This window comes from Streptomyces sp. NPDC058469 (assembly GCF_042721125.1).
Classification (GTDB): Bacteria; Actinomycetota; Actinomycetes; order Streptomycetales; family Streptomycetaceae; genus Streptomyces.
This window is the reverse complement of the sequence record NZ_JBHXME010000074.1, coordinates 1-19,977: the sequence shown is the minus strand read 5'-3', so window position 1 is coordinate 19,977 and position 19,977 is coordinate 1. Positions and strand designations below refer to the sequence as shown.

Genomic DNA, 19,977 nt, shown 5'->3' with positions numbered 1-19,977 from the left:
GGGAAGTGTCAGTGCGGCGCCGGCCAGGCACCCGGTGGGCTTCTTCGCCCTCGGCTTGCGGTTCCGGAAGGGCCGTGCTTTCCCAGCAGGGAAGTTCCGAATGTGGGACCTCTGTGTCGGTGACAGCGCGACACACCCGACCGCGTGGGTCGGAGGAATCGAAGAGGGCGGAAGGGTGTACCGGGGTGCAGAGCGTTATAAGAGACAGGACTACTGAGTAGCCATGGCGGGACAGAAGATCCGCATCCGGCTCAAGGCCTACGACCACGAGGTCATCGACAGCTCGGCGAAGAAGATCGTCGAGACGGTGACCCGCACTGGTGCGTCGGTCGCGGGCCCGGTGCCGCTGCCCACTGAGAAGAACGTGTACTGCGTCATCAAGTCGCCGCACAAGTACAAGGACTCGCGCGAGCACTTCGAGATGCGCACGCACAAGCGCCTGATCGACATTCTCGACCCGACGCCCAAGACCGTTGACTCTTTGATGCGACTCGACCTCCCGGCCGGTGTCGACATCGAGATCAAGCTCTAGGGATCGGTGATCTGAGAATGGCTAAGCAGATCAAGGGCATCCTGGGCGAGAAGCTCGGCATGACGCAGGTGTGGGACGAGAACAACCGTGTTGTTCCGGTCACCGTCGTCAAGGCCAGCCCGAACGTCGTGACCCAGGTCCGTACGAATGACTCCGACGGCTACGAGTCGGTCCAGATCGCCTTCGGCGAGATCGACCCTCGCAAGGTGAACAAGCCCCTCAAGGGTCACTTCGCCAAGGCCGATGTCACTCCCCGTCGTCACCTCGTCGAGATCCGTACCGCTGACGCCAGCGAGTACACCCTCGGCCAGGAGATCACCGCCGCGACCTTCGAGGCCGGCGTCAAGGTGGACGTGACCGGCAAGAGCAAGGGCAAGGGCTTCGCCGGTGTCATGAAGCGTCACAACTTCAAGGGCCTCGGCGCCGGTCACGGCACCCAGCGCAAGCACCGCTCGCCCGGTTCCATCGGTGGCTGTGCCACCCCCGGCCGTGTGTTCAAGGGCATGCGTATGGCGGGCCGTATGGGCAACGAGCGGGTCACCACCCAGAACCTGACCGTTCACGCTGTTGACGCGGAGAAGGGACTGCTCCTCATCAAGGGAGCCATCCCCGGTCCGAACGGCGGCCTCGTCCTGGTCCGTACCGCGGCCAAGGGGGCCTGAGGACTATGAGCACCATTGACATTCAGTCGCCCTCCGGCGACACCGCCGGGACTGTAGAGCTCCCGGCCGAGATCTTCGACGTAGAGAAGATCAGCATTCCGCTGCTTCACCAGGTCGTCGTCGCACAGCTGGCCGCCGCCCGTCAGGGCACGCACAAGGTCAAGCGTCGTGGCGAGGTCCGCGGTGGTGGTAAGAAGCCGTACCGCCAGAAGGGCACCGGCCGCGCCCGTCAGGGTTCGACCCGTGCGCCGCAGTTCGCCGGCGGTGGCGTCGTGCACGGCCCGACGCCGCGCGACTACTCGCAGCGGACCCCGAAGAAGATGAAGGCCGCGGCTCTGCGCCACGCCCTCACCGACCGGGCCCGCAACGCTCGCATCCACGTCATCACCGGCGTGATCGAGGGCGAGACCCCCTCCACCAAGGCCGCCAAGAGCTTCCTCGGCAAGGTCAGCGAGCGCAAGAACGTGCTCCTGGTCATCGAGCGCTCCGACGAGGCCGCGCTGCTTTCCGCGCGCAACCTGCCCCAGGTCCACATCCTGGAGCCGGGCCAGCTGAACACGTACGACGTTCTCGTCTCGGACGACGTGGTCTTCACCCAGGCCGCTTTCGAGTCCTTCGTGTCTGGCCCCCAGGCCGCTGACACCGAAGGGAGCGAAGCCTGATGGCTACGCGTCACCCGAGCATCGCCTCCAAGGCCGCCAAGGCCAAGAAGGTCGCGCGCATCGCCAAGGCGAAGCGCCACGAGACCGAAGGCAAGAACACTGTCGAGACGCCGATCAGCAAGTCGTTCACGGACCCCCGTGACGTGCTGCTGAAGCCGGTCGTCTCGGAGAAGAGCTACGCCCTCCTCGACGAGGGCAAGTACACCTTCATCGTGGCCCCGGGCGCCAACAAGACCCAGATCAAGCAGGCCGTCCAGGCGGTCTTCTCGGTCAAGGTCACCGGGGTCAACACGATCAATCGCCAGGGCAAGCGCAAGCGCACGAAGACCGGTTTCGGTCAGCGCGCGGGCAGCAAGCGCGCGATCGTGACCCTCGCTGAGGGCGACCGTATCGACATCTTCGGCGGTCCGGCCGCGTAAGCGGGTCGGATCGTCCGATATCGGACGAGGACTGAGAAATGGGAATCCGCAAGTACAAGCCGACTACGCCGGGCCGCCGTGGCTCCAGCGTCGCCGACTTCGTCGAGGTCACGCGGTCCACGCCGGAGAAGTCGCTGGTTCGCCCCCTGCACAGCAAGGGCGGCCGTAACAATTCCGGTCGTGTGACCGTTCGCCACCAGGGTGGCGGACACAAGCGCGCCTACCGAGTCATCGACTTCCGTCGCCATGACAAGGACGGCGTGCCGGCGAAGGTCGCGCACATCGAGTACGACCCCAACCGCACCGCGCGCATCGCGCTGCTGCACTACGCGGACGGCGAGAAGCGCTACATCCTCGCCCCGCGCAACCTGCAGCAGGGCGACCGCGTGGAGAACGGTCCCGGGGCCGACATCAAGCCGGGCAACAACCTGGCGCTCCGCAACATCCCGGTCGGTACCACGATCCACGCGATCGAGCTCCGTCCCGGTGGCGGCGCCAAGTTCGCCCGCTCCGCCGGTGCCTCGGTGCAGCTGCTCGCGAAGGAGGGCACCATGGCCCACCTCCGCATGCCCTCCGGTGAGATCCGCCTGGTCGACCAGCGCTGCCGCGCCACGGTCGGCGAGGTCGGCAACGCCGAGCAGAGCAACATCAACTGGGGCAAGGCAGGCCGCAAGCGCTGGCTGGGCGTCCGCCCGACCGTTCGCGGTGTTGCGATGAACCCGGTCGACCACCCGCACGGTGGTGGTGAGGGCAAGACCTCCGGTGGTCGCCACCCGGTCTCCCCGTGGGGTCAGAAGGAGGGTCGTACTCGTTCGCCGAAGAAGGCATCGAACAAGTACATCGTCCGCCGCCGCAAGACGAACAAGAAGCGCTAGGAGCGGGTTTAGATGCCGCGCAGTCTCAAGAAGGGGCCCTTCGTCGACGGCCACCTCATCAAGAAGGTGGACGTACAGAACGAGGCCGGCTCCAAGAACGTCATCAAGACCTGGTCCCGCCGCTCGATGATCGTCCCGGCCATGCTCGGCCACACGATCGCGGTGCACAATGGCAAGATCCACATCCCGGTGTTTGTCACCGAGTCGATGGTCGGCCACAAGCTCGGCGAGTTCTCGCCGACGCGCACCTTCCGGGGTCACGTCAAGGACGACCGGAAGTCGAAGCGCCGCTAGCGCGGGGTGACTGACCATGACAAACACTGAAGGGACAACCATGGAAGCCAGGGCCCAGGCGCGGTACATCCGCGTCACGCCCATGAAGGCCCGCCGCGTGGTGGACCTCATCCGTGGCATGGACGCCACGGAGGCTCAGGCGGTCCTGCGTTTCGCCCCGCAGGCCGCGAGCGTGCCGGTCGGCAAGGTGCTTGACAGCGCCATTGCCAACGCCGCGCACAACTACGACCACACCGACGCCGGCAGCCTCGTCATCTCCGAGGCCTACGTCGACGAGGGTCCGACCCTGAAGCGGTTCCGTCCGCGTGCCCAGGGCCGTGCCTACCGGATCCGCAAGCGGACCAGCCACATCACCGTGGTCGTCAGCAGCAAGGAAGGAACCCGGTAATGGGCCAGAAGGTTAACCCGCACGGGTTCCGGCTCGGCATCACCACGGACTTCAAGTCGCGGTGGTACGCCGACAAGCTGTACAAGGACTACGTCAAGGAAGACGTCGCCATCCGTCGGATGATGACGTCCGGCATGGAGCGCGCCGGCATCTCGAAGGTGGAGATCGAGCGCACCCGTGACCGCGTGCGTGTGGACATCCACACCGCTCGTCCGGGCATCGTCATCGGCCGCCGTGGCGCCGAGGCCGACCGCATCCGCGGTGACCTCGAGAAGCTCACGGGCAAGCAGGTCCAGCTGAACATCCTCGAGGTCAAGAACCCCGAGCTCGATGCCCAGCTGGTCGCGCAGGCCGTCGCCGAGCAGCTCTCCTCCCGCGTCTCCTTCCGTCGGGCCATGCGTAAGAGCATGCAGTCGTCGATGAAGGCCGGCGCCAAGGGCATCAAGATCCAGTGCGGCGGTCGCCTCGGCGGCGCCGAGATGTCCCGCTCGGAGTTCTACCGCGAGGGCCGTGTGCCCCTGCACACGCTCCGCGCGAACGTGGACTACGGCTTCTTCGAGGCCAAGACGACCTTCGGCCGTATCGGTGTGAAGGTCTGGATCTACAAGGGCGACGTCAAGAACATCGCCGAGGTCCGCGCCGAGAACGCCGCTGCCCGTGCGGGTAACCGCCCGGCTCGCGGTGGCGGCCCGGGCGGCGACCGCCCGGCCCGCGGCGGTGGCCGTGGTGGCGAGCGTGGCGGCCGCGGCCGCAAGCCGCAGCAGTCCGCGCCGGCTGCCGAGGCCCCCAAGGCCGAGGCTCCCGCCGCCGCTCCGGCTGAGGCGGCGCCCTCTTCTACCGGTGGAACGGAGGCCTGACCGAAATGCTGATCCCCCGTAGGGTCAAGCACCGCAAGCAGCACCACCCCAAGCGCCGTGGTCAGGCCAAGGGCGGTACGCAGGTTTCGTTCGGCGAGTACGGCATTCAGGCCCTCACGCCGGCGTACGTGACGAACCGCCAGATCGAGGCCGCTCGTATCGCGATGACCCGCCACATCAAGCGTGGCGGCAAGGTCTGGATCAACATCTACCCGGACCGCCCGCTCACGAAGAAGCCTGCCGAGACCCGCATGGGTTCCGGTAAGGGTTCTCCCGAGTGGTGGATCGCGAACGTGCACCCCGGACGGGTCATGTTCGAGCTGTCCTACCCCAACGAGAAGATCGCCCGTGAGGCCCTCACTCGCGCAGCCCACAAGCTGCCGATGAAGTGCCGGATCGTCAAGCGCGAGGCAGGTGAAGCGTGATGTCGGCCGGTACCAAGGCGTCCGAGCTGCGCGAACTGGGTGACGAGGAGCTTCTCAACAAGCTCCGCGAAGCCAAGGAAGAGCTGTTCAACCTCCGCTTCCAGGCGGCGACCGGTCAGCTCGAGAACCACGGTCGGCTCAAGGCCGTCCGGAAGGACATCGCGCGGATCTACACCCTGATGCGTGAGCGCGAGCTGGGCATCGAGACGGTGGAGAGCGCCTGATGAGCGAGAGCAACGTGACTGAAGAGCAGACCGCCAACCGCGGTTTCCGCAAGACCCGTGAGGGTCTCGTCGTCAGCGACAAGATGGACAAGACCGTCGTCGTCGCTGTCGAGGACCGCGTGAAGCACGCGCTGTACGGCAAGGTCATCCGCCGTACGAACAAGCTCAAGGCCCACGACGAGCAGAACGCCGCTGGCGTCGGCGACCGTGTCCTCCTCATGGAGACGCGTCCGCTGTCCGCCACGAAGCGCTGGCGCATCGTCGAGATCCTCGAGAAGGCCAAGTAATTCCTGCGGGCAACCTCGCAGGACAGTTCCGCCAGGCTCCGGGGGCCGTTCACTGAACGGCCCCCGGGGAACCGGCAGACGATCAGGAGATAGACGTGATCCAGCAGGAGTCGCGACTGCGCGTCGCCGACAACACTGGTGCAAAGGAAATCCTTTGCATCCGTGTGCTCGGTGGCTCCGGTCGCCGCTACGCGGGCATCGGTGACGTCATCGTCGCCACCGTCAAGGACGCGATCCCCGGTGGCAACGTGAAGAAGGGTGACGTCGTCAAGGCCGTCATCGTTCGCACCGTGAAGGAGCGCCGTCGTCCGGACGGCTCGTACATCCGCTTCGACGAGAACGCCGCCGTCATTCTGAAGAACGACGGCGACCCTCGCGGCACCCGCATCTTCGGCCCGGTCGGGCGCGAGCTGCGCGAGAAGAAGTTCATGAAGATCATCTCGCTGGCTCCGGAGGTGCTGTAAGCATGAAGATCAAGAAGGGTGACACGGTTCAGGTCATCACCGGCAAGGACAAGGGCAAGCAGGGCAAGGTCATTGCCGCTTACCCGCGCGACGAGCGCGTCCTGGTCGAGGGTGTCAACCGGGTCAAGAAGCACACCAAGGCAGGCCCCACCGCCAAGGGTTCGCAGGCCGGTGGCATCGTCACGACCGAGGCGCCGATCCACGTCTCCAACGTCCAGCTGGTCGTTGAGAAGGACGGCAACAAGGTCGTCACGCGTGTCGGCTACCGCTTCGACGACGAGGGCAACAAGGTTCGCGTTGCCAAGCGGACGGGTGAGGACATCTGATGACTACCACCACGACTCCGCGTCTCAAGACGAAGTACCGCGAGGAGATCGCGGGCAAGCTGCGTGAGGAGTTCTCCTACGAGAACGTCATGCAGATCCCCGGCCTCGTCAAGATCGTGGTCAACATGGGTGTCGGCGACGCCGCCCGTGACTCGAAGCTCATGGACGGTGCCGTCCGTGACCTGACCACCATCACCGGTCAGAAGCCGGCCATCACCAAGGCCCGCAAGTCCATCGCGCAGTTCAAGCTGCGCGAGGGTCAGCCGATCGGTGCACACGTCACGCTCCGTGGCGACCGCATGTGGGAGTTCCTGGACCGCACCCTGTCGCTCGCGCTTCCGCGCATCCGCGACTTCCGTGGTCTGTCTCCCAAGCAGTTCGACGGTCGTGGCAACTACACCTTCGGTCTCACCGAGCAGGTCATGTTCCACGAGATCGACCAGGACAAGATCGACCGCGTCCGGGGTATGGACATCACCGTGGTGACCACGGCGACCAACGACGCCGAAGGCCGTGCCCTTCTCCGTCACCTCGGCTTCCCCTTCAAGGAGGCGTAAGCGAGATGGCGAAGAAGGCTCTGATTGCCAAGGCTGCTCGTAAGCCCAAGTTCGGAGTACGTGGCTACACGCGCTGCCAGCGCTGCGGCCGCCCGCACTCCGTGTACCGCAAGTTCGGCCTGTGCCGCGTGTGCCTTCGTGAGATGGCTCACCGTGGCGAGCTGCCGGGCGTGACCAAGAGCTCCTGGTAGTCCGGTAATCCGGACTCCCGAAGCTCTCGGTAAGTAAAAGGGCTCGGTCAGGTGCCCACCTCTCCATGGCTTAGGCTAGGAGGGTTGGGCGCCTGACGCCCAAACGACTTACTACGCCGTAGGTCCACCGCACCGCACCCGCCTCGTCTCGGATCGAGGAGAGGGATGGGCACCTGGAAACCCCGGCGAGAGAGGCCGAAGGCCAATTCATGACCATGACTGATCCGATCGCAGACATGCTTACGCGTCTGCGGAACGCGAACTCGGCATACCACGACTCAGTGACGATGCCGGCATCGAAGATCAAGTCGCACATCGCGGAGATCCTCCAGCAGGAGGGCTTCATCACGGGCTGGAAGGTCGAGGACGCCGAGGTCGGCAAGAACCTCGTTCTCGAGCTGAAGTTCGGCCCGAACCGTGAGCGCTCCATCGCGGGCATCAAGCGGATCTCCAAGCCCGGTCTCCGGGTGTACGCGAAGTCCACCTCCCTGCCCAAGGTGCTCGGTGGCCTCGGCGTGGCGATCATCTCCACGTCGCACGGTCTCCTCACTGGACAGCAGGCCGGCAAGAAGGGCGTAGGCGGAGAAGTTCTCGCCTACGTCTGGTAGCGGAAGGGAACGGAGGAAAAAGCTATGTCGCGCATTGGCAAGCTCCCCATCACGGTTCCCGCCGGCGTGGACGTCACCATCGACGGCCGTACGGTGCTGGTCAAGGGCCCCAAGGGCTCGCTGACCCACACCGTCGCAGCGCCGATCGACATCGCCAAGGGTGAGGACGGCGTTCTCAACGTCACCCGCCCCAACGACGAGCGTCTGAACAAGGCCCTGCACGGCCTGTCCCGCACGCTGGTGGCGAACATGATCACCGGCGTGACCGAGGGTTACGTGAAGAAGCTCGAAATCAGTGGTGTCGGTTACCGCGTCGCGGCCAAGGGTTCGACCCTTGAGTTCGCGCTCGGCTACAGCCACTCGATCACGGTCGAGGCGCCCGAGGGCATCTCGTTCAAGGTCGAGAACCCGACGCACTTCTCGGTCGAGGGCATCGACAAGCAGAAGGTCGGCGAGGTTGCGGCGAACATCCGCAAGCTGCGCAAGCCCGACCCGTACAAGGCCAAGGGCGTCAAGTACGAGGGCGAAGTCATCCGGCGCAAGGTCGGAAAGGCGGGTAAGTAAGCCATGGCATACGGTACGAAGATCGCTAAGGGCGACGCTTACAAGCGTGCTGCCATCAAGCGTCGTCACATCCGCATCCGGAAGCACATTTCCGGTACGGCTGAGCGTCCGCGCCTGGTCGTGACCCGCTCCAACCGCCACATCGTGGCCCAGGTCATCGACGACATCAAGGGTCACACCCTGGCGTCGGCGTCCACCCTGGACACCTCGATCCGCGGCGGCGAGAGCGACAAGTCCGCGCAGGCCAAGTCGGTCGGCGCCCTGGTCGCCGAGCGCGCCAAGGCCGCCGGTGTCGAGGCTGTCGTATTCGACCGCGGTGGCAATCAGTACGCGGGGCGCATCGCCGCCCTGGCGGACGCCGCCCGCGAAGCCGGACTGAAGTTCTAGTCGCTTCCGTAGCTAGCGGAAAGAGAGAGGTAATCCAATGGCTGGACCCCAGCGCCGTGGAAGCGGTGCCGGTGGCGGCGAGCGGCGGGACCGGAAGGGCCGTGACGGCGGCGCTGCTGCCGCCGAGAAGACCGCGTACGTTGAGCGCGTAGTCGCGATCAACCGCGTCGCCAAGGTTGTCAAGGGTGGTCGTCGCTTCAGCTTCACCGCGCTCGTCGTGGTGGGCGACGGTGACGGCACCGTCGGTGTCGGTTACGGCAAGGCCAAGGAGGTGCCGGCCGCGATCGCCAAGGGTGTTGAAGAGGCCAAGAAGCACTTCTTCAAGGTCCCCCGTATCCAGGGCACCATCCCGCACCCGATCACGGGCGAGAAGGCCGCGGGCGTCGTCCTGCTCAAGCCTGCTTCCCCCGGTACCGGCGTTATCGCCGGTGGCCCGGTGCGAGCTGTCCTGGAGTGCGCCGGCGTTCACGACATCCTGTCGAAGTCGCTCGGCTCGTCCAACGCGATCAACATCGTGCACGCGACCGTGGCGGCCCTCAAGGGCCTGCAGCGTCCCGAGGAGATCGCGGCCCGCCGCGGTCTGCCCCTCGAGGACGTCGCCCCCGCGGCTCTCCTTCGTGCACGTGCCGGGGCGGGTGCGTAATGGCTCGCCTCAAGGTCACGCAGACGAAGTCGTACATCGGCAGCAAGCAGAACCACCGTGACACCCTGCGCTCCCTTGGTCTCAAGGGCATCAACACGCAGGTCGTCAAGGAGGACCGCCCCGAGTTCCGCGGAATGGTGCACACCGTCCGCCACCTCGTGACGGTTGAGGAGGTCGACTGATCATGGCGGAGAACAACCCGCTCAAGATCCACAACCTCCGTCCCGCCCCGGGCGCCAAGACCGCCAAGACCCGTGTGGGTCGTGGTGAGGCGTCGAAGGGTAAGACGGCCGGTCGTGGAACCAAGGGCACGAAGGCCCGTTACCAGGTTCCGGAGCGCTTCGAGGGTGGCCAGATGCCCCTCCACATGCGTCTCCCGAAGCTGAAGGGTTTCCGTAACCCGTTCAAGACCGAGTACCAGGTCGTGAACCTCGACAAGCTGGCGTCGCTGTACCCGGAGGGTGGCGAGGTCACCGTAGAGGGTCTCGTCGCCAACGGTGCGGTTCGCAAGAACAGCCTCGTCAAGGTCCTCGGCCAGGGCGAGATCTCCGTGGCGCTGCAGGTGACGGTGGACGCCGTCTCCGGTTCCGCCAAGGAGAAGATCACTGCCGCGGGCGGTACGGTCACCGAGCTCGTCTGATTTGTCGGACCGAGCCTGACCAACGTCAGCAACAGCGGCCGGGGTCGCCCCTCTTCTGAGGAGCGGCCCCGGCCGTTTTTTCAGCAGTCGTGACTCATGGGACGTTCGATCGGTATCCCCTAGGGGCGTTGATGTAGGTAGGCTGTGCGGCTGGTACCCAGCGTCGTCTTGGCATGCCGTAATCTCGTTTCTCAGGCCATCAACCACACTTAGTCGTCACCTCACGCGCGTATACGCGGGGGTCGCAGGAGGCACCGTGCTCACCGCGTTCGCCCGGGCGTTCAGGACACCCGACCTGCGCAAGAAGCTGCTCTTCACGCTCGCCATCATCGTGGTGTACCGGGTCGGTACGCACGTCCCGATCCCGGGCGTCGATTACAAGAGCGTCCAGACCTGTATCGACGTGTCGAACGGTAACCAAGGTCTGTTCGGCCTCGTCAACATGTTCAGCGGTGGCGCGCTGCTCCAGATCACGATCTTCGCGCTCGGCATCATGCCGTACATCACGGCGAGCATCATTCTGCAGCTGCTGACCGTGGTGATCCCGCGTCTGGAAGCCCTCAAGAAGGAGGGGCAGGCCGGCACGGCGAAGATCACGCAGTACACGCGTTATCTGACCGTGGCGCTCGCCATCCTCCAGGGCACCGGTCTGGTGGCCACCGCCCGCAGCGGCGCCCTCTTCTCGGGCTGCCCGACGGCGAATCAGATCGTCCCGGACCAGTCGATCTTCACCACCATCACCATGGTCGTCTGCATGACCGCCGGTACCTGCGTCGTGATGTGGCTCGGCGAGCTCATCACCGACCGCGGCATCGGCAACGGCATGTCGATCCTCATGTTCATCTCGATCGCCGCGACCTTCCCGTCCGCTCTGTGGGCCATCAAGAAGCAGGGCACGCTGGCCGGCGGCTGGATCGAGTTCGGCACCGTCATCCTCGTCGGCCTGGTGATGGTCGGTCTCGTGGTCTTCGTCGAGCAGGCCCAGCGCCGCATCCCGGTCCAGTACGCGAAGCGCATGATCGGCCGCCGTTCCTACGGCGGTACGTCGACCTACATCCCGCTGAAGGTCAATCAGGCCGGTGTGATTCCGGTCATCTTCGCGTCGTCGCTCCTCTACATCCCGGCTCTGGTCGCTCAGTTCTCCGGCAGCACGTCCACCTGGAAGACCTGGATCCAGACCAACCTGACCAAGGGCGACCACCCGATCTACCTGGTCAGCTACTTCCTGCTGATCGTTTTCTTCGCCTTCTTCTACGTGGCTATCTCGTTCAACCCCGAGGAAGTCGCGGACAACATGAAGAAGTATGGTGGCTTCATCCCGGGCATCCGGGCTGGCCGGCCCACCGCTGAGTACCTGAGTTACGTACTCAACCGGATCACCTGGCCGGGTTCGCTGTATCTGGGTCTGATCGCTCTCGTACCGACGATGGCGTTGGTCGGTTTCAACGCAAGCGGCAACTTCCCGTTCGGTGGGACCAGCATCCTGATCATCGTGGGTGTCGGTCTCGAGACGGTGAAGCAGATCGAGAGCCAGCTCCAGCAGCGCAATTACGAAGGGTTCCTCCGCTGATGCGAATCGTCCTCGTCGGGCCGCCGGGTGCCGGTAAGGGAACGCAGGCTGTGCGCCTCGCCAAGACGCTGCACATCCCGCACATCTCCACGGGCGACCTCTTCCGTGCCAACATCAGTCAGGCCACGGAACTCGGCAAACTGGCGAAGTCCTACATGGACGCGGGCAACCTGGTCCCGGACGAGGTCACCATCGCGATGGCCAAGGACCGCATGGAGCAGCCGGACGCTGTCAACGGCTTTCTCCTGGACGGTTTTCCGCGCAACGTGTCGCAGGCCGAGGCGCTGGACGAGCTGCTGAAGACCGAGGGCATCAAGCTGGACGCGGTCCTCGACCTGGAGGTCTCCGAGGACGAGGTGGTCAAGCGCATCGCCGGCCGCCGCATCTGCCGTAAGGACTCCAGTCACGTCTTCCACGTGACGTACAGCCCGCCGAAGCAGGACGGTGTCTGTGATGTCTGTGGCGGCGAGCTGTACCAGCGCGACGACGACTCCGAGGACACGGTCCGCACCCGCCTGGAGGTCTACCACACGCAGACCGAGCCGATCATCGACTACTACAAGGCCCAGGGCCTGGTGGTCACGATCTCCTCGCTCGGTCCGGTGGACGAGATCACGCAGCGGGCGCTGGACGCGCTGAAGCGCGAGGACGAGGGCGACAAGTAGTCATCCGGCAGATCCGGCCGCGGTGCCCGCAGGGGTGCCGCGGCCGTACTGTTGTACAGGTACATCAGCGGTAGGACGCGGAAGACGGAGAGCGCAGGCCCCCATGGTGCAGATCAAGACCCCCGAGCAGATCGCCAAGATGCGCGAGGCGGGGCTGGTCGTCGCCGCGATCCACGCGGCCACGCGTGAGGCCGCGGTGCCTGGCGCCAGCACGAAGGATCTGGACGAGGTCGCCCGCAAGGTCCTCGCCGACCACAACGCGAAGCCGAACTTCCTCGGCTACGGCGGCTTCCCCGCGACGATCTGCACCTCGGTGAACGAGGTCGTCGTCCACGGCATCCCCTCCGAGGAGGTGGTGCTGAAGGACGGCGACATCATCTCCATCGACTGCGGCGCGATCATCGACGGCTGGCACGGCGACGCGGCGTACACGGCGTTCGTGGGCTCGGGCCACTCCCCGGAGCTGATCGAGCTGTCCCGGGTGACCGAGGGGTCGATGTGGGCCGGCATCGCCGCGATGAAGCTGGGCAACCGGCTCGTCGACATCTCCCGCGCCATCGAGACGTACATCCGCCGGCAGCCGAAGCCGGGTGGTGGGAAGTACGGGATCGTCGAGGACTACGGCGGTCATGGCATCGGTACCGAGATGCACATGGATCCGCACCTGTTGAACTACGTCGAGAAGCGGCGGGGCAAGGGGCCCAAGCTGGTGCCGGGGTTCTGCCTCGCCATCGAGCCGATGGTGTCTCTGGGGACCCCGAAGACCGAGGTCCTCTCGGATGACTGGACGGTCATCACGACGGACGGGACCTGGTCGTCCCACTGGGAGCACTCGGTCGCTCTGACGGAGGAGGGGCCGCTTGTGCTTACGGCTCCTGATGGTGGTAAGGCGAAGCTGGCCGAGTACGGGATCACGGCTGCGCCGGATCCGCTCGCGTAGTCGTTCGTCCGGCGCGCCGGTGGGGGCTTGTCGCGCCCACGCGGCGGAGCCGCAAATCGATACAGCCCCGCGCCCCTAAAAGCCCAAAAGCAGGGCGTCTATGCCCCCTGCGTGCTTAACGATCTCCAGTCCGGGGCATTCTTCCTCGATTCGTCTTTCCGAGTGGCCTGACGTAGACTGACTCGTCGGCTCTCGTGCAGCCGCATGTCCGCATGCACCCCGTAAGGGGAACGCACTGAGTCGATCAAGGTAGTCGATTCGAAGGGCGAAGCGTGGCCAAGAAGCAAGGTGCCATCGAGATCGAGGGCACTGTCGTCGAGTCTCTTCCGAACGCCATGTTCAAGGTCGAGCTCCAGAACGGCCACCAGGTCCTGGCACACATCAGCGGCAAGATGCGTATGCACTACATCCGTATCCTCCCTGACGACCGGGTCGTGGTGGAGCTGTCTCCGTACGACCTCACGCGTGGCCGGATCGTCTACCGCTACAAGTAGATCTTGCCCAGGTTCCGCGCAAGCGGCGCCGAAGGCAACTGACCCGGAGAACCTCACCAATGAAGGTCAAGCCGAGCGTCAAGAAGATCTGCGACAAGTGCAGGGTGATCCGCCGTCACGGTCGGGTCATGGTCATCTGCGAGAACCCGCGCCACAAGCAGCGCCAGGGCTGACGCACGACCTTCCCTCTGCAAGCTTTTCGCAGAGTTTCGCGCGACGCGAGCAATACATGTTCATACGCAGGACCCGGGCGTAGTAGGCGCCCGACACCCCCGGCTCGGAGGCTGGGGACCCACGCCGTACCAAATCTTCGACAGAAGAGGCCGGCGGCTGGGATCCGGTTCTGCGGAAGACCTCCGAAGATCAACTGGAGCCATTGAATGGCACGCGTTTCCGGTGTCGACATCCCGCGCGAAAAGCGCGTGGAGGTCGCCCTCACCTACGTGTTCGGTATCGGCCGGACCCTTTCCCAGCTGACGCTGGCCGAGACCGGCATCAACCCCGACACCCGCGTTCGCGACCTCTCGGAAGAGCAGCTCGTCGCGATTCGCGAGTACGTGGACGCCAACTTCAAGACCGAGGGTGACCTCCGTCGCGAGGTCCAGGCCGACATCCGCCGCAAGGTGGAGATCGGCTGCTACCAGGGTCTCCGTCACCGTCGTGGTCTGCCCGTCCGCGGTCAGCGCACCAGCACGAACGCTCGTACCCGCAAGGGTCCGCGTCGCGCCATCGCCGGCAAGAAGAAGCCGGGCAAGAAGTAGTCCGCAGCGGACAACGCTTCACCAGCGGTCTTCGCTGTAGGACCGACCACCTCCCCGTAGGAGTAATAGATGCCCCCCAAGGGTCGTCAGGGCGCTGCCAAGAAGGTGCGCCGCAAGGAAAAGAAGAACGTCGCTCACGGCCACGCGCACATCAAGAGCACGTTCAACAACACGATCGTCTCGATCACGGACCCCTCGGGCAACGTGATCTCCTGGGCCTCCGCCGGCCACGTCGGCTTCAAGGGCTCGCGCAAGTCCACCCCCTTCGCCGCGCAGATGGCCGCCGAGTCGGCTGCCCGTCGCGCGCAGGAGCACGGCATGCGCAAGGTCGACGTCTTCGTGAAGGGCCCGGGTTCGGGTCGCGAGACGGCCATCCGTTCGCTTCAGGCGACCGGTCTTGAGGTCGGCTCCATCCAGGACGTCACCCCCACCCCGCACAACGGCTGCCGTCCGCCGAAGCGCCGCCGCGTCTGACGCACGGTTGTCTCAGGTTTCGGGCGGTATGGCCTTTCGGGGCTGTGCCGCCCGTACCCTTGCAGTACTAGTCGGACATCAAATAGTGGGTGTCCATGACTGAAGGACTCACTTCATGCTGATCGCTCAGCGCCCCTCGTTGACCGAAGAGGTCGTCGACGAATTCCGCTCCCGGTTCGTGATCGAGCCGCTGGAGCCGGGCTTCGGCTACACCCTCGGCAACTCCCTGCGTCGTACGCTCCTCTCCTCGATCCCCGGTGCCGCTGTCACCAGCATCCGGATCGACGGCGTTCTGCACGAGTTCACCACCGTGCCGGGCGTCAAGGAGGACGTCACCGACCTGATCCTCAACATCAAGCAGCTGGTCGTCTCCTCGGAGCACGACGAGCCGGTCGTGATGTACCTGCGCAAGCAGGGTCCGGGTCTGGTCACCGCCGCCGACATCGCGCCCCCGGCCGGTGTCGAGGTGCACAACCCCGACCTCGTCCTCGCCACGCTCAACGGCAAGGGCAAGCTGGAGATGGAGCTCACGGTCGAGCGTGGCCGCGGTTACGTCTCCGCCGTGCAGAACAAGCAGGTGGGCCAGGAGATCGGCCGTATCCCGGTCGACTCCATCTACAGCCCGGTGCTGAAGGTCACGTACAAGGTCGAGGCCACGCGTGTCGAGCAGCGCACCGACTTCGACAAGCTGATCGTCGACGTCGAGACGAAGCAGGCCATGCGTCCGCGCGACGCCATGGCGTCCGCCGGCAAGACCCTGGTCGAGCTGTTCGGTCTCGCCCGCGAGCTGAACATCGACGCCGAGGGCATCGACATGGGCCCGTCCCCGACGGACGCCGCCCTTGCCGCTGATCTCGCCCTGCCGATCGAGGAGCTTGAGCTCACCGTTCGGTCGTACAACTGCCTCAAGCGCGAGGGCATCCACTCCGTGGGTGAGCTCGTGGCTCGTTCCGAGGCCGACCTCCTGGACATCCGCAACTTCGGTGCGAAGTCCATCGACGAGGTCAAGGCGAAGCTGGCCGGCATGGGCCTGGCCCTGAAGGACAGCCCGCCCGGATTCGACCCGACCGCCGCTGCTGACGCCTTCGGCGCCGACGACGACGTGGACGCGGGTTTCGTGGAGACCGAGCAGTACTGATCGGTTGTTGCCGGTGAGCGTCCGCTCATCGGGTCCTGACCCCGGTACCTGATACGGCCGGGGCAGATACCAAGGAGAAAGACATGCCGAAGCCCACCAAGGGTGCCCGTCTGGGCGGCAGTGCCGCGCACGAGAAGCTGCTTCTCGCGAACCTCGCGAAGGCGCTCTTCGAGCACGGCCGTATCACCACCACCGAGGCGAAGGCCCGCAAGCTGCGGCCGTACGCCGAGCGTCTGGTCACCAAGGGCAAGAAGGGCGACCTTCACAACCGCCGTCAGGTGCTCCAGGTGATCACGGACAAGAGCGTCGTCCACACGCTCTTCACCGAGATCGGCCCGCGCTACGAGAACCGTCCCGGTGGCTACACCCGTATCACCAAGATCGGTAACCGTCGTGGCGACAACGCGCCCATGGCTGTCATCGAGCTGGTTGAGGCCCTGACCGTCGCGCAGGCTGCGACCGGTGAGGCCGAGGCCGCGACCAAGCGTGCGGCGAAGGACACCGAGGCTGCTGCTCCGGTTGAGGTCGTTGAGGACGCGAAGCCGGTTGAGGCCGACGAGGAGTCGAAGGACGCGTAACACCGTTCTTTGGCTGCCGCGCCGTCGTGGCTGGTCGCGCAGTTCCCCGCGCCCCTAAAAACGGGGCGTGTAGCGGGTCCGTTCCTTCTTGGGACGGGCCCGCTTTTGTGTTCCTGAGAGGATCTCGGTGTGAGTGATGAAGTAGCGGCCGGGTTCGTACGTGTACGACTCGACCTCTCCTACGACGGGACCCTGTTCTCCGGGTGGGCCAAGCAGGCCGGGGGGCGGCGGACCGTGCAGGGGGAGGTCGAGGATGCGCTGCGGACGGTGACGCGGTCGGGGGAGGCGGCGTACGACCTGACCGTGGCTGGGCGGACCGATGCCGGGGTGCATGCTCGGGGGCAGGTGGCGCATGTCGATCTGCCGGGGGAGTTGTGGGCGGAGCACCGCGAGAAGCTGCTGAAGCGGCTTGCGGGGCGGTTGCCGAAGGACGTGCGGGTGTGGGGCGTGGCGGAGGCTCCCGAGGGCTTCAACGCGCGGTTCGCGGCCTTGTGGCGGCGTTATGTGTACCGGGTGGGGGACCGGCCCGGGGGAGTGGACCCGTTGCTGCGGAACCATGTGCTGTGGCACGACTGGGAGTTGGACGTCGATGTGATGGACGCCGCTGCCAAGTCCCTTGTGGGGGAACATGACTTCGCGGCGTACGCGAAGAAGCGTGAGGGTGCGTCGACGGTCCGCGAGATTTTTGACTTCGGAGCGACCCGGCGAGCGGATGGCGTGGTCGAGATCGAGGTTCGTGCCGATGCCTTCTGCCACAACCAAGTGCGGTCCATGGTGGGGGCGTTGCTCTTCGTCGGGGATGGGCACCGTGGTGCTGAGTGGCCGCGGAAGGTGCTGGACGCGGGGGTGCGGGACAGCGCCGTGCATGTCGTACGGCCGCACGGGCTGACCTTGGAGGAGGTCGCCTATCCGGCTGACGAGGGGCTGGCGGAGCGGCAGTTGCTGGCCCGGCGGGTGCGGGGCGCTGTGCACTGAGGGGGCGCGTGGGCGCCAAGTCCCGGTGGCGCCCCGCTCGTTACTGTGCCGCCGCCGAAGCCTGTGCCTCGCCGCGGGCGTGGATCTGGTCGAAGGCGAACTTGGCGAGGTCGTCGCCGATCGTGAAGACCTCGGTGTCCTTCGTCGTCACGTCCGTGCCGGTGGTGAAACCGGCGACCGTGAAGTAGGCGTAGCGGCCGTAGGCGTTGGTCGTCGTACGGCAGATCGAGCCGTCGCAGAAGGCCTTGACGCCCTTGCCGGACAGTGACTTGACGGCGCTCTTGGTGTCCGCCTGACCCTTGGCCTTCGTCGCCTGCGCCTTGGTGTCGAAGAGGGCCACACCGACCGTGACCGCGATGTTGCCCTTGGCGTACGTGACCCGCATGAGGCGGGTGCAGCCGTTCGCGGTGAGGAGTTTGGGGAGGGTGCCCGAGGCGACCGAGGCGCAGTTCGTGGTGTCGGCCGTCGGGCCCTTCTTGTACACCGTCGAGGCGACCGTCAGCTGGGTGCCCGGAAAGAGGGTCGCCGGGCTGAGCGGTGCCGTGTCCTTCGCCTTGCTGGAGATGAACTCCTCGGGGTCCAGCGGCGGGGGCGCGCTGGTCGGCGCGAAGGACGGCGAGGTGGCGTCGGTGCTGGGCACGGAGGCACTCGCGGGCAGGTTCGTGGGCTTGCCCGACGCGCTCGTGTCGTCGTTCGCCGACATCACGGCCATGGCCACGGCCGTGCCGACGGCCACCGTCGCGAGCGCGCCGCCGCCTATGAACAGCAGCCTCTTGCGCCTGTTCCGGGTCTCCGACGCCTCGGCGAGCGCCGCCCAGTCCGGGGTCTGCTCGTCAACGCTGCCGCCCCACGGCTGCTGCGAATTGGGTTTCCAGGGATCCCACTGGGACTGGGGTCCCCCCTGTCCGAAGCTCATGGGTCGCATCCTAGACGGGGCGACGGGTGTACCGGTGCGCCTCAATGGGGCCGGTGGCGACTGACGTTGGGGATGTCACGGTAAGTATTTCCGCGGTTGCTTTCCGCTGCGGGTGCCGACCGGTCTCACCGCGTTTTGACCCGTCCGGGGCGGCGCGGGTACTCTTACGGTTTGTTATGCGTATCGGCTTGGTCGCTCTCAGGCGAGAGGCCCTTACGTAGGTTCCCTGGAGCAGTTACCAGAGGGCGGCATACGGGCATCGTTCCCGGCACTGTCGTCCCCAGCTGCACGATCGCTTCAGTGATGCCATGTGTCAGCACCCATCCACTGAAGAAGAAGGCTGCGAAGTGCGTACGTACAGCCCCAAGCCCGGCGATGTGACTCGCCAGTGGCACGTCATCGACGCCCAGGACATCGTCCTCGGCCGTCTGGCTACCACTGCCGCGAACCTCCTCCGTGGCAAGCACAAGCCGACCTATGCCCCGCACATGGACATGGGCGACTTCGTCATCATCATCAACGCCGACAAGGTTCACCTGTCCGGCAACAAGAAGACCCAGAAGCTGGCGTACCGCCACTCCGGTTACCCGGGTGGTCTGCGCTCCGTCCGTTACGACGAGCTGCTGGCGAAGAACCCCGAGAAGGCCGTCGAGAAGGCCATCAAGGGCATGATCCCCAAGAACACCCTGGGCCGTCAGATGATCAGCAAGCTGAAGGTCTACTCGGGCGACCAGCACCCGCACGCTGCCCAGCAGCCGGTGCCGTTCGAGATCACCCAGGTCGCGCAGTAGTTCCGGCCACACCCCCTAAGACAGAAAAGAATCTGAGGAGAACCGTGGCCGAGACCACCGTTGAGCAGCCGGTCGAAGAGACCGAGACCGAGCTCGTCGACATTGAGAGCTACACCACCGAGTCCGACGTCCCCGTCGAGGGTGAGTACACGTCGGAGTCGCTCGCCGGCCGCTTCGGCGACCCGCAGCCGGCCGCCGGCCTGGGCCGCCGTAAGAACGCCATCGCGCGCGTTCGCATCGTGCCCGGCACCGGCAAGTGGAAGGTCAACGGGCGCACGCTCGAGGACTACTTCCCGAACAAGGTCCACCAGCAGGAAGTCAACGAGCCCTTCAAGGTGCTCGAGCTCGACGGCCGCTACGACGTCGTCGCCCGTATCTCGGGTGGCGGCGTCTCCGGTCAGGCCGGTGCCCTGCGCCTCGGCGTGGCCCGCGCGCTGAACGAGGCCGACGTGGACAACAACCGCGCCGCCCTCAAGAAGGCCGGTTACCTCCGTCGCGACGACCGTGCGGTCGAGCGCAAGAAGGCCGGTCTCAAGAAGGCCCGCAAGGCCCCGCAGTACAGCAAGCGCTAAATCTCGCCTGCTGTCTGTACTCCGAACGCCCCGGCGGCACGCCACTCGTGCCGCCGGGGCGTTCGTTTATCACAGCCGGGGGCGTATAACGGCACAAG

General features: G+C 65.7%; 34 protein-coding genes. 33 read left to right on the top strand and 1 reads right to left on the bottom strand.

The genetic code is table 11. From position 1 onward, the window contains the following. Positions 1 to 223 precede the first annotated feature (223 nt). From rpsJ to truA, 31 genes are all read left to right on the top strand, one after another. Entirely contained in the window at positions 224 to 532 is a 309-nt protein-coding gene (rpsJ, locus tag ACFWP5_RS28120) for a 30S ribosomal protein S10 (protein ID WP_003948644.1), read from the top strand. Positions 533 to 549: 17 nt separating this feature from the next. Continuing rightward, complete coding sequence (rplC, locus tag ACFWP5_RS28115; protein WP_384162219.1) at positions 550 to 1,194, top strand: 50S ribosomal protein L3; 645 nt, start codon at positions 550 to 552, stop codon at positions 1,192 to 1,194. Positions 1,195 to 1,199: 5 nt separating this feature from the next. Then, entirely contained in the window at positions 1,200 to 1,856 is a 657-nt protein-coding gene (gene rplD, locus ACFWP5_RS28110; RefSeq protein WP_019055515.1) for a 50S ribosomal protein L4, read from the top strand. Continuing rightward, a complete protein-coding gene (gene rplW, locus ACFWP5_RS28105; RefSeq protein WP_200681734.1) occupies positions 1,856 to 2,275 on the top strand; it encodes a 50S ribosomal protein L23 in 420 nt (139 codons plus the stop codon). The genes rplD and rplW overlap by 1 nt, the downstream gene beginning before the upstream one ends. 38 nt (positions 2,276 to 2,313) lie before the next feature. Next, positions 2,314 to 3,150 (top strand): 50S ribosomal protein L2, encoded by an 837-nt coding sequence (gene rplB / locus ACFWP5_RS28100; RefSeq protein ID WP_384162215.1) that lies wholly within the window; start codon positions 2,314 to 2,316, stop codon positions 3,148 to 3,150. A 12-nt stretch (positions 3,151 to 3,162) separates the two neighbouring features. Next, complete coding sequence (gene rpsS / locus ACFWP5_RS28095) at positions 3,163 to 3,444, top strand: 30S ribosomal protein S19 (RefSeq protein WP_328680113.1); 282 nt, start codon at positions 3,163 to 3,165, stop codon at positions 3,442 to 3,444. A 40-nt stretch (positions 3,445 to 3,484) separates the two neighbouring features. Then, a complete protein-coding gene (rplV, locus tag ACFWP5_RS28090; RefSeq protein WP_006604878.1) occupies positions 3,485 to 3,832 on the top strand; it encodes a 50S ribosomal protein L22 in 348 nt (115 codons plus the stop codon). Continuing rightward, positions 3,832 to 4,689: a 30S ribosomal protein S3 gene (gene rpsC / locus ACFWP5_RS28085; RefSeq protein WP_384162212.1), complete on the top strand. Its 858-nt coding sequence runs from the start codon at positions 3,832 to 3,834 to the stop codon at positions 4,687 to 4,689. Before rplV ends, rpsC begins: the two co-directional genes overlap by 1 nt. A 5-nt stretch (positions 4,690 to 4,694) precedes the next feature. Continuing rightward, positions 4,695 to 5,114, top strand: a complete 420-nt coding sequence (rplP, locus tag ACFWP5_RS28080; protein ID WP_010986348.1) for a 50S ribosomal protein L16 — start codon at positions 4,695 to 4,697, stop codon at positions 5,112 to 5,114. Beyond that, positions 5,114 to 5,338: a 50S ribosomal protein L29 gene (gene rpmC / locus ACFWP5_RS28075; RefSeq protein ID WP_005481220.1), complete on the top strand. Its 225-nt coding sequence runs from the start codon at positions 5,114 to 5,116 to the stop codon at positions 5,336 to 5,338. The genes rplP and rpmC overlap by 1 nt, the downstream gene beginning before the upstream one ends. Next, the gene (gene rpsQ, locus ACFWP5_RS28070; protein WP_317880218.1) at positions 5,338 to 5,625 is read left to right on the top strand and encodes a 30S ribosomal protein S17; all 288 of its coding nucleotides are present in this window, start codon (positions 5,338 to 5,340) and stop codon (positions 5,623 to 5,625) included. Before rpmC ends, rpsQ begins: the two co-directional genes overlap by 1 nt. Before the next feature lie 95 nt (positions 5,626 to 5,720). Continuing rightward, the gene (rplN, locus tag ACFWP5_RS28065) at positions 5,721 to 6,089 is read left to right on the top strand and encodes a 50S ribosomal protein L14 (RefSeq protein WP_003998823.1); all 369 of its coding nucleotides are present in this window, start codon (positions 5,721 to 5,723) and stop codon (positions 6,087 to 6,089) included. Between the two features lie 2 nt (positions 6,090 to 6,091). Then, a complete protein-coding gene (rplX, locus tag ACFWP5_RS28060; protein WP_019072281.1) occupies positions 6,092 to 6,415 on the top strand; it encodes a 50S ribosomal protein L24 in 324 nt (107 codons plus the stop codon). Beyond that, positions 6,415 to 6,972: a 50S ribosomal protein L5 gene (gene rplE / locus ACFWP5_RS28055; protein WP_019072280.1), complete on the top strand. Its 558-nt coding sequence runs from the start codon at positions 6,415 to 6,417 to the stop codon at positions 6,970 to 6,972. The genes rplX and rplE overlap by 1 nt, the downstream gene beginning before the upstream one ends. A gap of 5 nt (positions 6,973 to 6,977) precedes the next feature. Further along, on the top strand, positions 6,978 to 7,163 hold the full coding sequence (locus ACFWP5_RS28050; RefSeq protein ID WP_003948630.1) for a type Z 30S ribosomal protein S14: 186 nt from the start codon (positions 6,978 to 6,980) through the stop codon (positions 7,161 to 7,163). Between the two features lie 209 nt (positions 7,164 to 7,372). Next, positions 7,373 to 7,771 (top strand): 30S ribosomal protein S8, encoded by a 399-nt coding sequence (rpsH, locus tag ACFWP5_RS28045; RefSeq protein WP_371577696.1) that lies wholly within the window; start codon positions 7,373 to 7,375, stop codon positions 7,769 to 7,771. Positions 7,772 to 7,795: 24 nt separating this feature from the next. Further along, positions 7,796 to 8,335: a 50S ribosomal protein L6 gene (rplF, locus tag ACFWP5_RS28040; protein WP_384162206.1), complete on the top strand. Its 540-nt coding sequence runs from the start codon at positions 7,796 to 7,798 to the stop codon at positions 8,333 to 8,335. A gap of 3 nt (positions 8,336 to 8,338) precedes the next feature. Continuing rightward, positions 8,339 to 8,722: a 50S ribosomal protein L18 gene (rplR, locus tag ACFWP5_RS28035; protein ID WP_019055526.1), complete on the top strand. Its 384-nt coding sequence runs from the start codon at positions 8,339 to 8,341 to the stop codon at positions 8,720 to 8,722. Positions 8,723 to 8,759: 37 nt separating this feature from the next. Further along, entirely contained in the window at positions 8,760 to 9,365 is a 606-nt protein-coding gene (rpsE, locus tag ACFWP5_RS28030) for a 30S ribosomal protein S5 (protein ID WP_006376045.1), read from the top strand. Further along, on the top strand, positions 9,365 to 9,547 hold the full coding sequence (rpmD, locus tag ACFWP5_RS28025; RefSeq protein WP_055553514.1) for a 50S ribosomal protein L30: 183 nt from the start codon (positions 9,365 to 9,367) through the stop codon (positions 9,545 to 9,547). The genes rpsE and rpmD overlap by 1 nt, the downstream gene beginning before the upstream one ends. Positions 9,548 to 9,549: 2 nt before the next feature. Further along, on the top strand, positions 9,550 to 10,005 hold the full coding sequence (gene rplO / locus ACFWP5_RS28020; RefSeq protein ID WP_043676833.1) for a 50S ribosomal protein L15: 456 nt from the start codon (positions 9,550 to 9,552) through the stop codon (positions 10,003 to 10,005). Positions 10,006 to 10,261: 256 nt separating this feature from the next. Beyond that, positions 10,262 to 11,575: a preprotein translocase subunit SecY gene (secY, locus tag ACFWP5_RS28015; RefSeq protein ID WP_384162201.1), complete on the top strand. Its 1,314-nt coding sequence runs from the start codon at positions 10,262 to 10,264 to the stop codon at positions 11,573 to 11,575. Further along, positions 11,575 to 12,240: an adenylate kinase gene (locus ACFWP5_RS28010; RefSeq protein ID WP_384162198.1), complete on the top strand. Its 666-nt coding sequence runs from the start codon at positions 11,575 to 11,577 to the stop codon at positions 12,238 to 12,240. The genes secY and ACFWP5_RS28010 overlap by 1 nt, the downstream gene beginning before the upstream one ends. A gap of 103 nt (positions 12,241 to 12,343) precedes the next feature. Then, positions 12,344 to 13,180 (top strand): type I methionyl aminopeptidase, encoded by an 837-nt coding sequence (gene map, locus ACFWP5_RS28005; RefSeq protein WP_384162196.1) that lies wholly within the window; start codon positions 12,344 to 12,346, stop codon positions 13,178 to 13,180. 272 nt (positions 13,181 to 13,452) lie between these two features. Next, positions 13,453 to 13,674 carry a translation initiation factor IF-1 gene (gene infA, locus ACFWP5_RS28000; protein WP_003948620.1) on the top strand — a complete coding sequence of 74 codons (222 nt, stop codon included), beginning with the start codon at positions 13,453 to 13,455 and terminating at the stop codon, positions 13,672 to 13,674. A 59-nt stretch (positions 13,675 to 13,733) separates the two neighbouring features. Beyond that, positions 13,734 to 13,847, top strand: a complete 114-nt coding sequence (gene rpmJ, locus ACFWP5_RS27995) for a 50S ribosomal protein L36 (RefSeq protein ID WP_003998809.1) — start codon at positions 13,734 to 13,736, stop codon at positions 13,845 to 13,847. A gap of 207 nt (positions 13,848 to 14,054) precedes the next feature. After that, positions 14,055 to 14,435 (top strand): 30S ribosomal protein S13, encoded by a 381-nt coding sequence (gene rpsM, locus ACFWP5_RS27990; RefSeq protein WP_384162194.1) that lies wholly within the window; start codon positions 14,055 to 14,057, stop codon positions 14,433 to 14,435. Positions 14,436 to 14,504: 69 nt separating this feature from the next. Continuing rightward, the gene (gene rpsK / locus ACFWP5_RS27985; RefSeq protein WP_003956432.1) at positions 14,505 to 14,909 is read left to right on the top strand and encodes a 30S ribosomal protein S11; all 405 of its coding nucleotides are present in this window, start codon (positions 14,505 to 14,507) and stop codon (positions 14,907 to 14,909) included. A 115-nt stretch (positions 14,910 to 15,024) separates the two neighbouring features. Further along, positions 15,025 to 16,047, top strand: a complete 1,023-nt coding sequence (locus tag ACFWP5_RS27980; RefSeq protein ID WP_019055532.1) for a DNA-directed RNA polymerase subunit alpha — start codon at positions 15,025 to 15,027, stop codon at positions 16,045 to 16,047. Positions 16,048 to 16,130: 83 nt separating this feature from the next. Then, positions 16,131 to 16,625 (top strand): 50S ribosomal protein L17, encoded by a 495-nt coding sequence (gene rplQ / locus ACFWP5_RS27975; RefSeq protein WP_384162191.1) that lies wholly within the window; start codon positions 16,131 to 16,133, stop codon positions 16,623 to 16,625. Between the two features lie 129 nt (positions 16,626 to 16,754). Beyond that, entirely contained in the window at positions 16,755 to 17,600 is an 846-nt protein-coding gene (truA, locus tag ACFWP5_RS27970) for a tRNA pseudouridine(38-40) synthase TruA (protein ID WP_384162188.1), read from the top strand. Between the two features lie 40 nt (positions 17,601 to 17,640). On the opposite strand, the gene ACFWP5_RS27965 is transcribed toward truA, so the two are convergent. Next, positions 17,641 to 18,516: a hypothetical protein gene (locus ACFWP5_RS27965; RefSeq protein ID WP_384162185.1), complete on the bottom strand. Its 876-nt coding sequence runs from the start codon at positions 18,514 to 18,516 to the stop codon at positions 17,641 to 17,643. Between the two features lie 347 nt (positions 18,517 to 18,863). Between ACFWP5_RS27965 and rplM the strand changes: the two genes are divergently transcribed. Together rplM and rpsI are read left to right on the top strand one after the other, a co-directional pair. Further along, positions 18,864 to 19,307 (top strand): 50S ribosomal protein L13, encoded by a 444-nt coding sequence (rplM, locus tag ACFWP5_RS27960; protein WP_013001400.1) that lies wholly within the window; start codon positions 18,864 to 18,866, stop codon positions 19,305 to 19,307. Between the two features lie 44 nt (positions 19,308 to 19,351). After that, positions 19,352 to 19,879, top strand: a complete 528-nt coding sequence (gene rpsI / locus ACFWP5_RS27955; protein ID WP_384162182.1) for a 30S ribosomal protein S9 — start codon at positions 19,352 to 19,354, stop codon at positions 19,877 to 19,879. Positions 19,880 to 19,977 lie beyond the last annotated feature (98 nt).

What these genes read in the sequence shown, in the direction of transcription:
- rplQ (WP_384162191.1), top strand. Translation starts at nt 16,131, where the DNA reads ATGCCGAAGCCCACCAAGGGTGCCCGTCTGGGCGGCAGTGCCGCGCAC.
- rpsC (WP_384162212.1), top strand. Translation starts at nt 3,832, where the DNA reads ATGGGCCAGAAGGTTAACCCGCACGGGTTCCGGCTCGGCATCACCACG.
- rplE (WP_019072280.1), top strand. Translation starts at nt 6,415, where the DNA reads ATGACTACCACCACGACTCCGCGTCTCAAGACGAAGTACCGCGAGGAG.
- ACFWP5_RS27980 (WP_019055532.1), top strand. Translation starts at nt 15,025, where the DNA reads ATGCTGATCGCTCAGCGCCCCTCGTTGACCGAAGAGGTCGTCGACGAA.
- rpsJ (WP_003948644.1), top strand. Translation starts at nt 224, where the DNA reads ATGGCGGGACAGAAGATCCGCATCCGGCTCAAGGCCTACGACCACGAG.
- rpmC (WP_005481220.1), top strand. Translation starts at nt 5,114, where the DNA reads ATGTCGGCCGGTACCAAGGCGTCCGAGCTGCGCGAACTGGGTGACGAG.
- rplW (WP_200681734.1), top strand. Translation starts at nt 1,856, where the DNA reads ATGGCTACGCGTCACCCGAGCATCGCCTCCAAGGCCGCCAAGGCCAAG.
- rpsS (WP_328680113.1), top strand. Translation starts at nt 3,163, where the DNA reads ATGCCGCGCAGTCTCAAGAAGGGGCCCTTCGTCGACGGCCACCTCATC.
- rpsQ (WP_317880218.1), top strand. Translation starts at nt 5,338, where the DNA reads ATGAGCGAGAGCAACGTGACTGAAGAGCAGACCGCCAACCGCGGTTTC.
- ACFWP5_RS27965 (WP_384162185.1), bottom strand. Translation starts at nt 18,516, where the DNA reads ATGAGCTTCGGACAGGGGGGACCCCAGTCCCAGTGGGATCCCTGGAAA.
- rplC (WP_384162219.1), top strand. Translation starts at nt 550, where the DNA reads ATGGCTAAGCAGATCAAGGGCATCCTGGGCGAGAAGCTCGGCATGACG.
- rpmD (WP_055553514.1), top strand. Translation starts at nt 9,365, where the DNA reads ATGGCTCGCCTCAAGGTCACGCAGACGAAGTCGTACATCGGCAGCAAG.
- rplF (WP_384162206.1), top strand. Translation starts at nt 7,796, where the DNA reads ATGTCGCGCATTGGCAAGCTCCCCATCACGGTTCCCGCCGGCGTGGAC.
- ACFWP5_RS28050 (WP_003948630.1), top strand. Translation starts at nt 6,978, where the DNA reads ATGGCGAAGAAGGCTCTGATTGCCAAGGCTGCTCGTAAGCCCAAGTTC.
- rplR (WP_019055526.1), top strand. Translation starts at nt 8,339, where the DNA reads ATGGCATACGGTACGAAGATCGCTAAGGGCGACGCTTACAAGCGTGCT.
- rplO (WP_043676833.1), top strand. Translation starts at nt 9,550, where the DNA reads ATGGCGGAGAACAACCCGCTCAAGATCCACAACCTCCGTCCCGCCCCG.
- rpsE (WP_006376045.1), top strand. Translation starts at nt 8,760, where the DNA reads ATGGCTGGACCCCAGCGCCGTGGAAGCGGTGCCGGTGGCGGCGAGCGG.
- rplV (WP_006604878.1), top strand. Translation starts at nt 3,485, where the DNA reads ATGGAAGCCAGGGCCCAGGCGCGGTACATCCGCGTCACGCCCATGAAG.
- rpsK (WP_003956432.1), top strand. Translation starts at nt 14,505, where the DNA reads ATGCCCCCCAAGGGTCGTCAGGGCGCTGCCAAGAAGGTGCGCCGCAAG.
- ACFWP5_RS28010 (WP_384162198.1), top strand. Translation starts at nt 11,575, where the DNA reads ATGCGAATCGTCCTCGTCGGGCCGCCGGGTGCCGGTAAGGGAACGCAG.
- rplP (WP_010986348.1), top strand. Translation starts at nt 4,695, where the DNA reads ATGCTGATCCCCCGTAGGGTCAAGCACCGCAAGCAGCACCACCCCAAG.
- map (WP_384162196.1), top strand. Translation starts at nt 12,344, where the DNA reads ATGGTGCAGATCAAGACCCCCGAGCAGATCGCCAAGATGCGCGAGGCG.
- rplB (WP_384162215.1), top strand. Translation starts at nt 2,314, where the DNA reads ATGGGAATCCGCAAGTACAAGCCGACTACGCCGGGCCGCCGTGGCTCC.
- rplD (WP_019055515.1), top strand. Translation starts at nt 1,200, where the DNA reads ATGAGCACCATTGACATTCAGTCGCCCTCCGGCGACACCGCCGGGACT.
- rpsH (WP_371577696.1), top strand. Translation starts at nt 7,373, where the DNA reads ATGACCATGACTGATCCGATCGCAGACATGCTTACGCGTCTGCGGAAC.
- rpmJ (WP_003998809.1), top strand. Translation starts at nt 13,734, where the DNA reads ATGAAGGTCAAGCCGAGCGTCAAGAAGATCTGCGACAAGTGCAGGGTG.
- rpsM (WP_384162194.1), top strand. Translation starts at nt 14,055, where the DNA reads ATGGCACGCGTTTCCGGTGTCGACATCCCGCGCGAAAAGCGCGTGGAG.
- rplX (WP_019072281.1), top strand. Translation starts at nt 6,092, where the DNA reads ATGAAGATCAAGAAGGGTGACACGGTTCAGGTCATCACCGGCAAGGAC.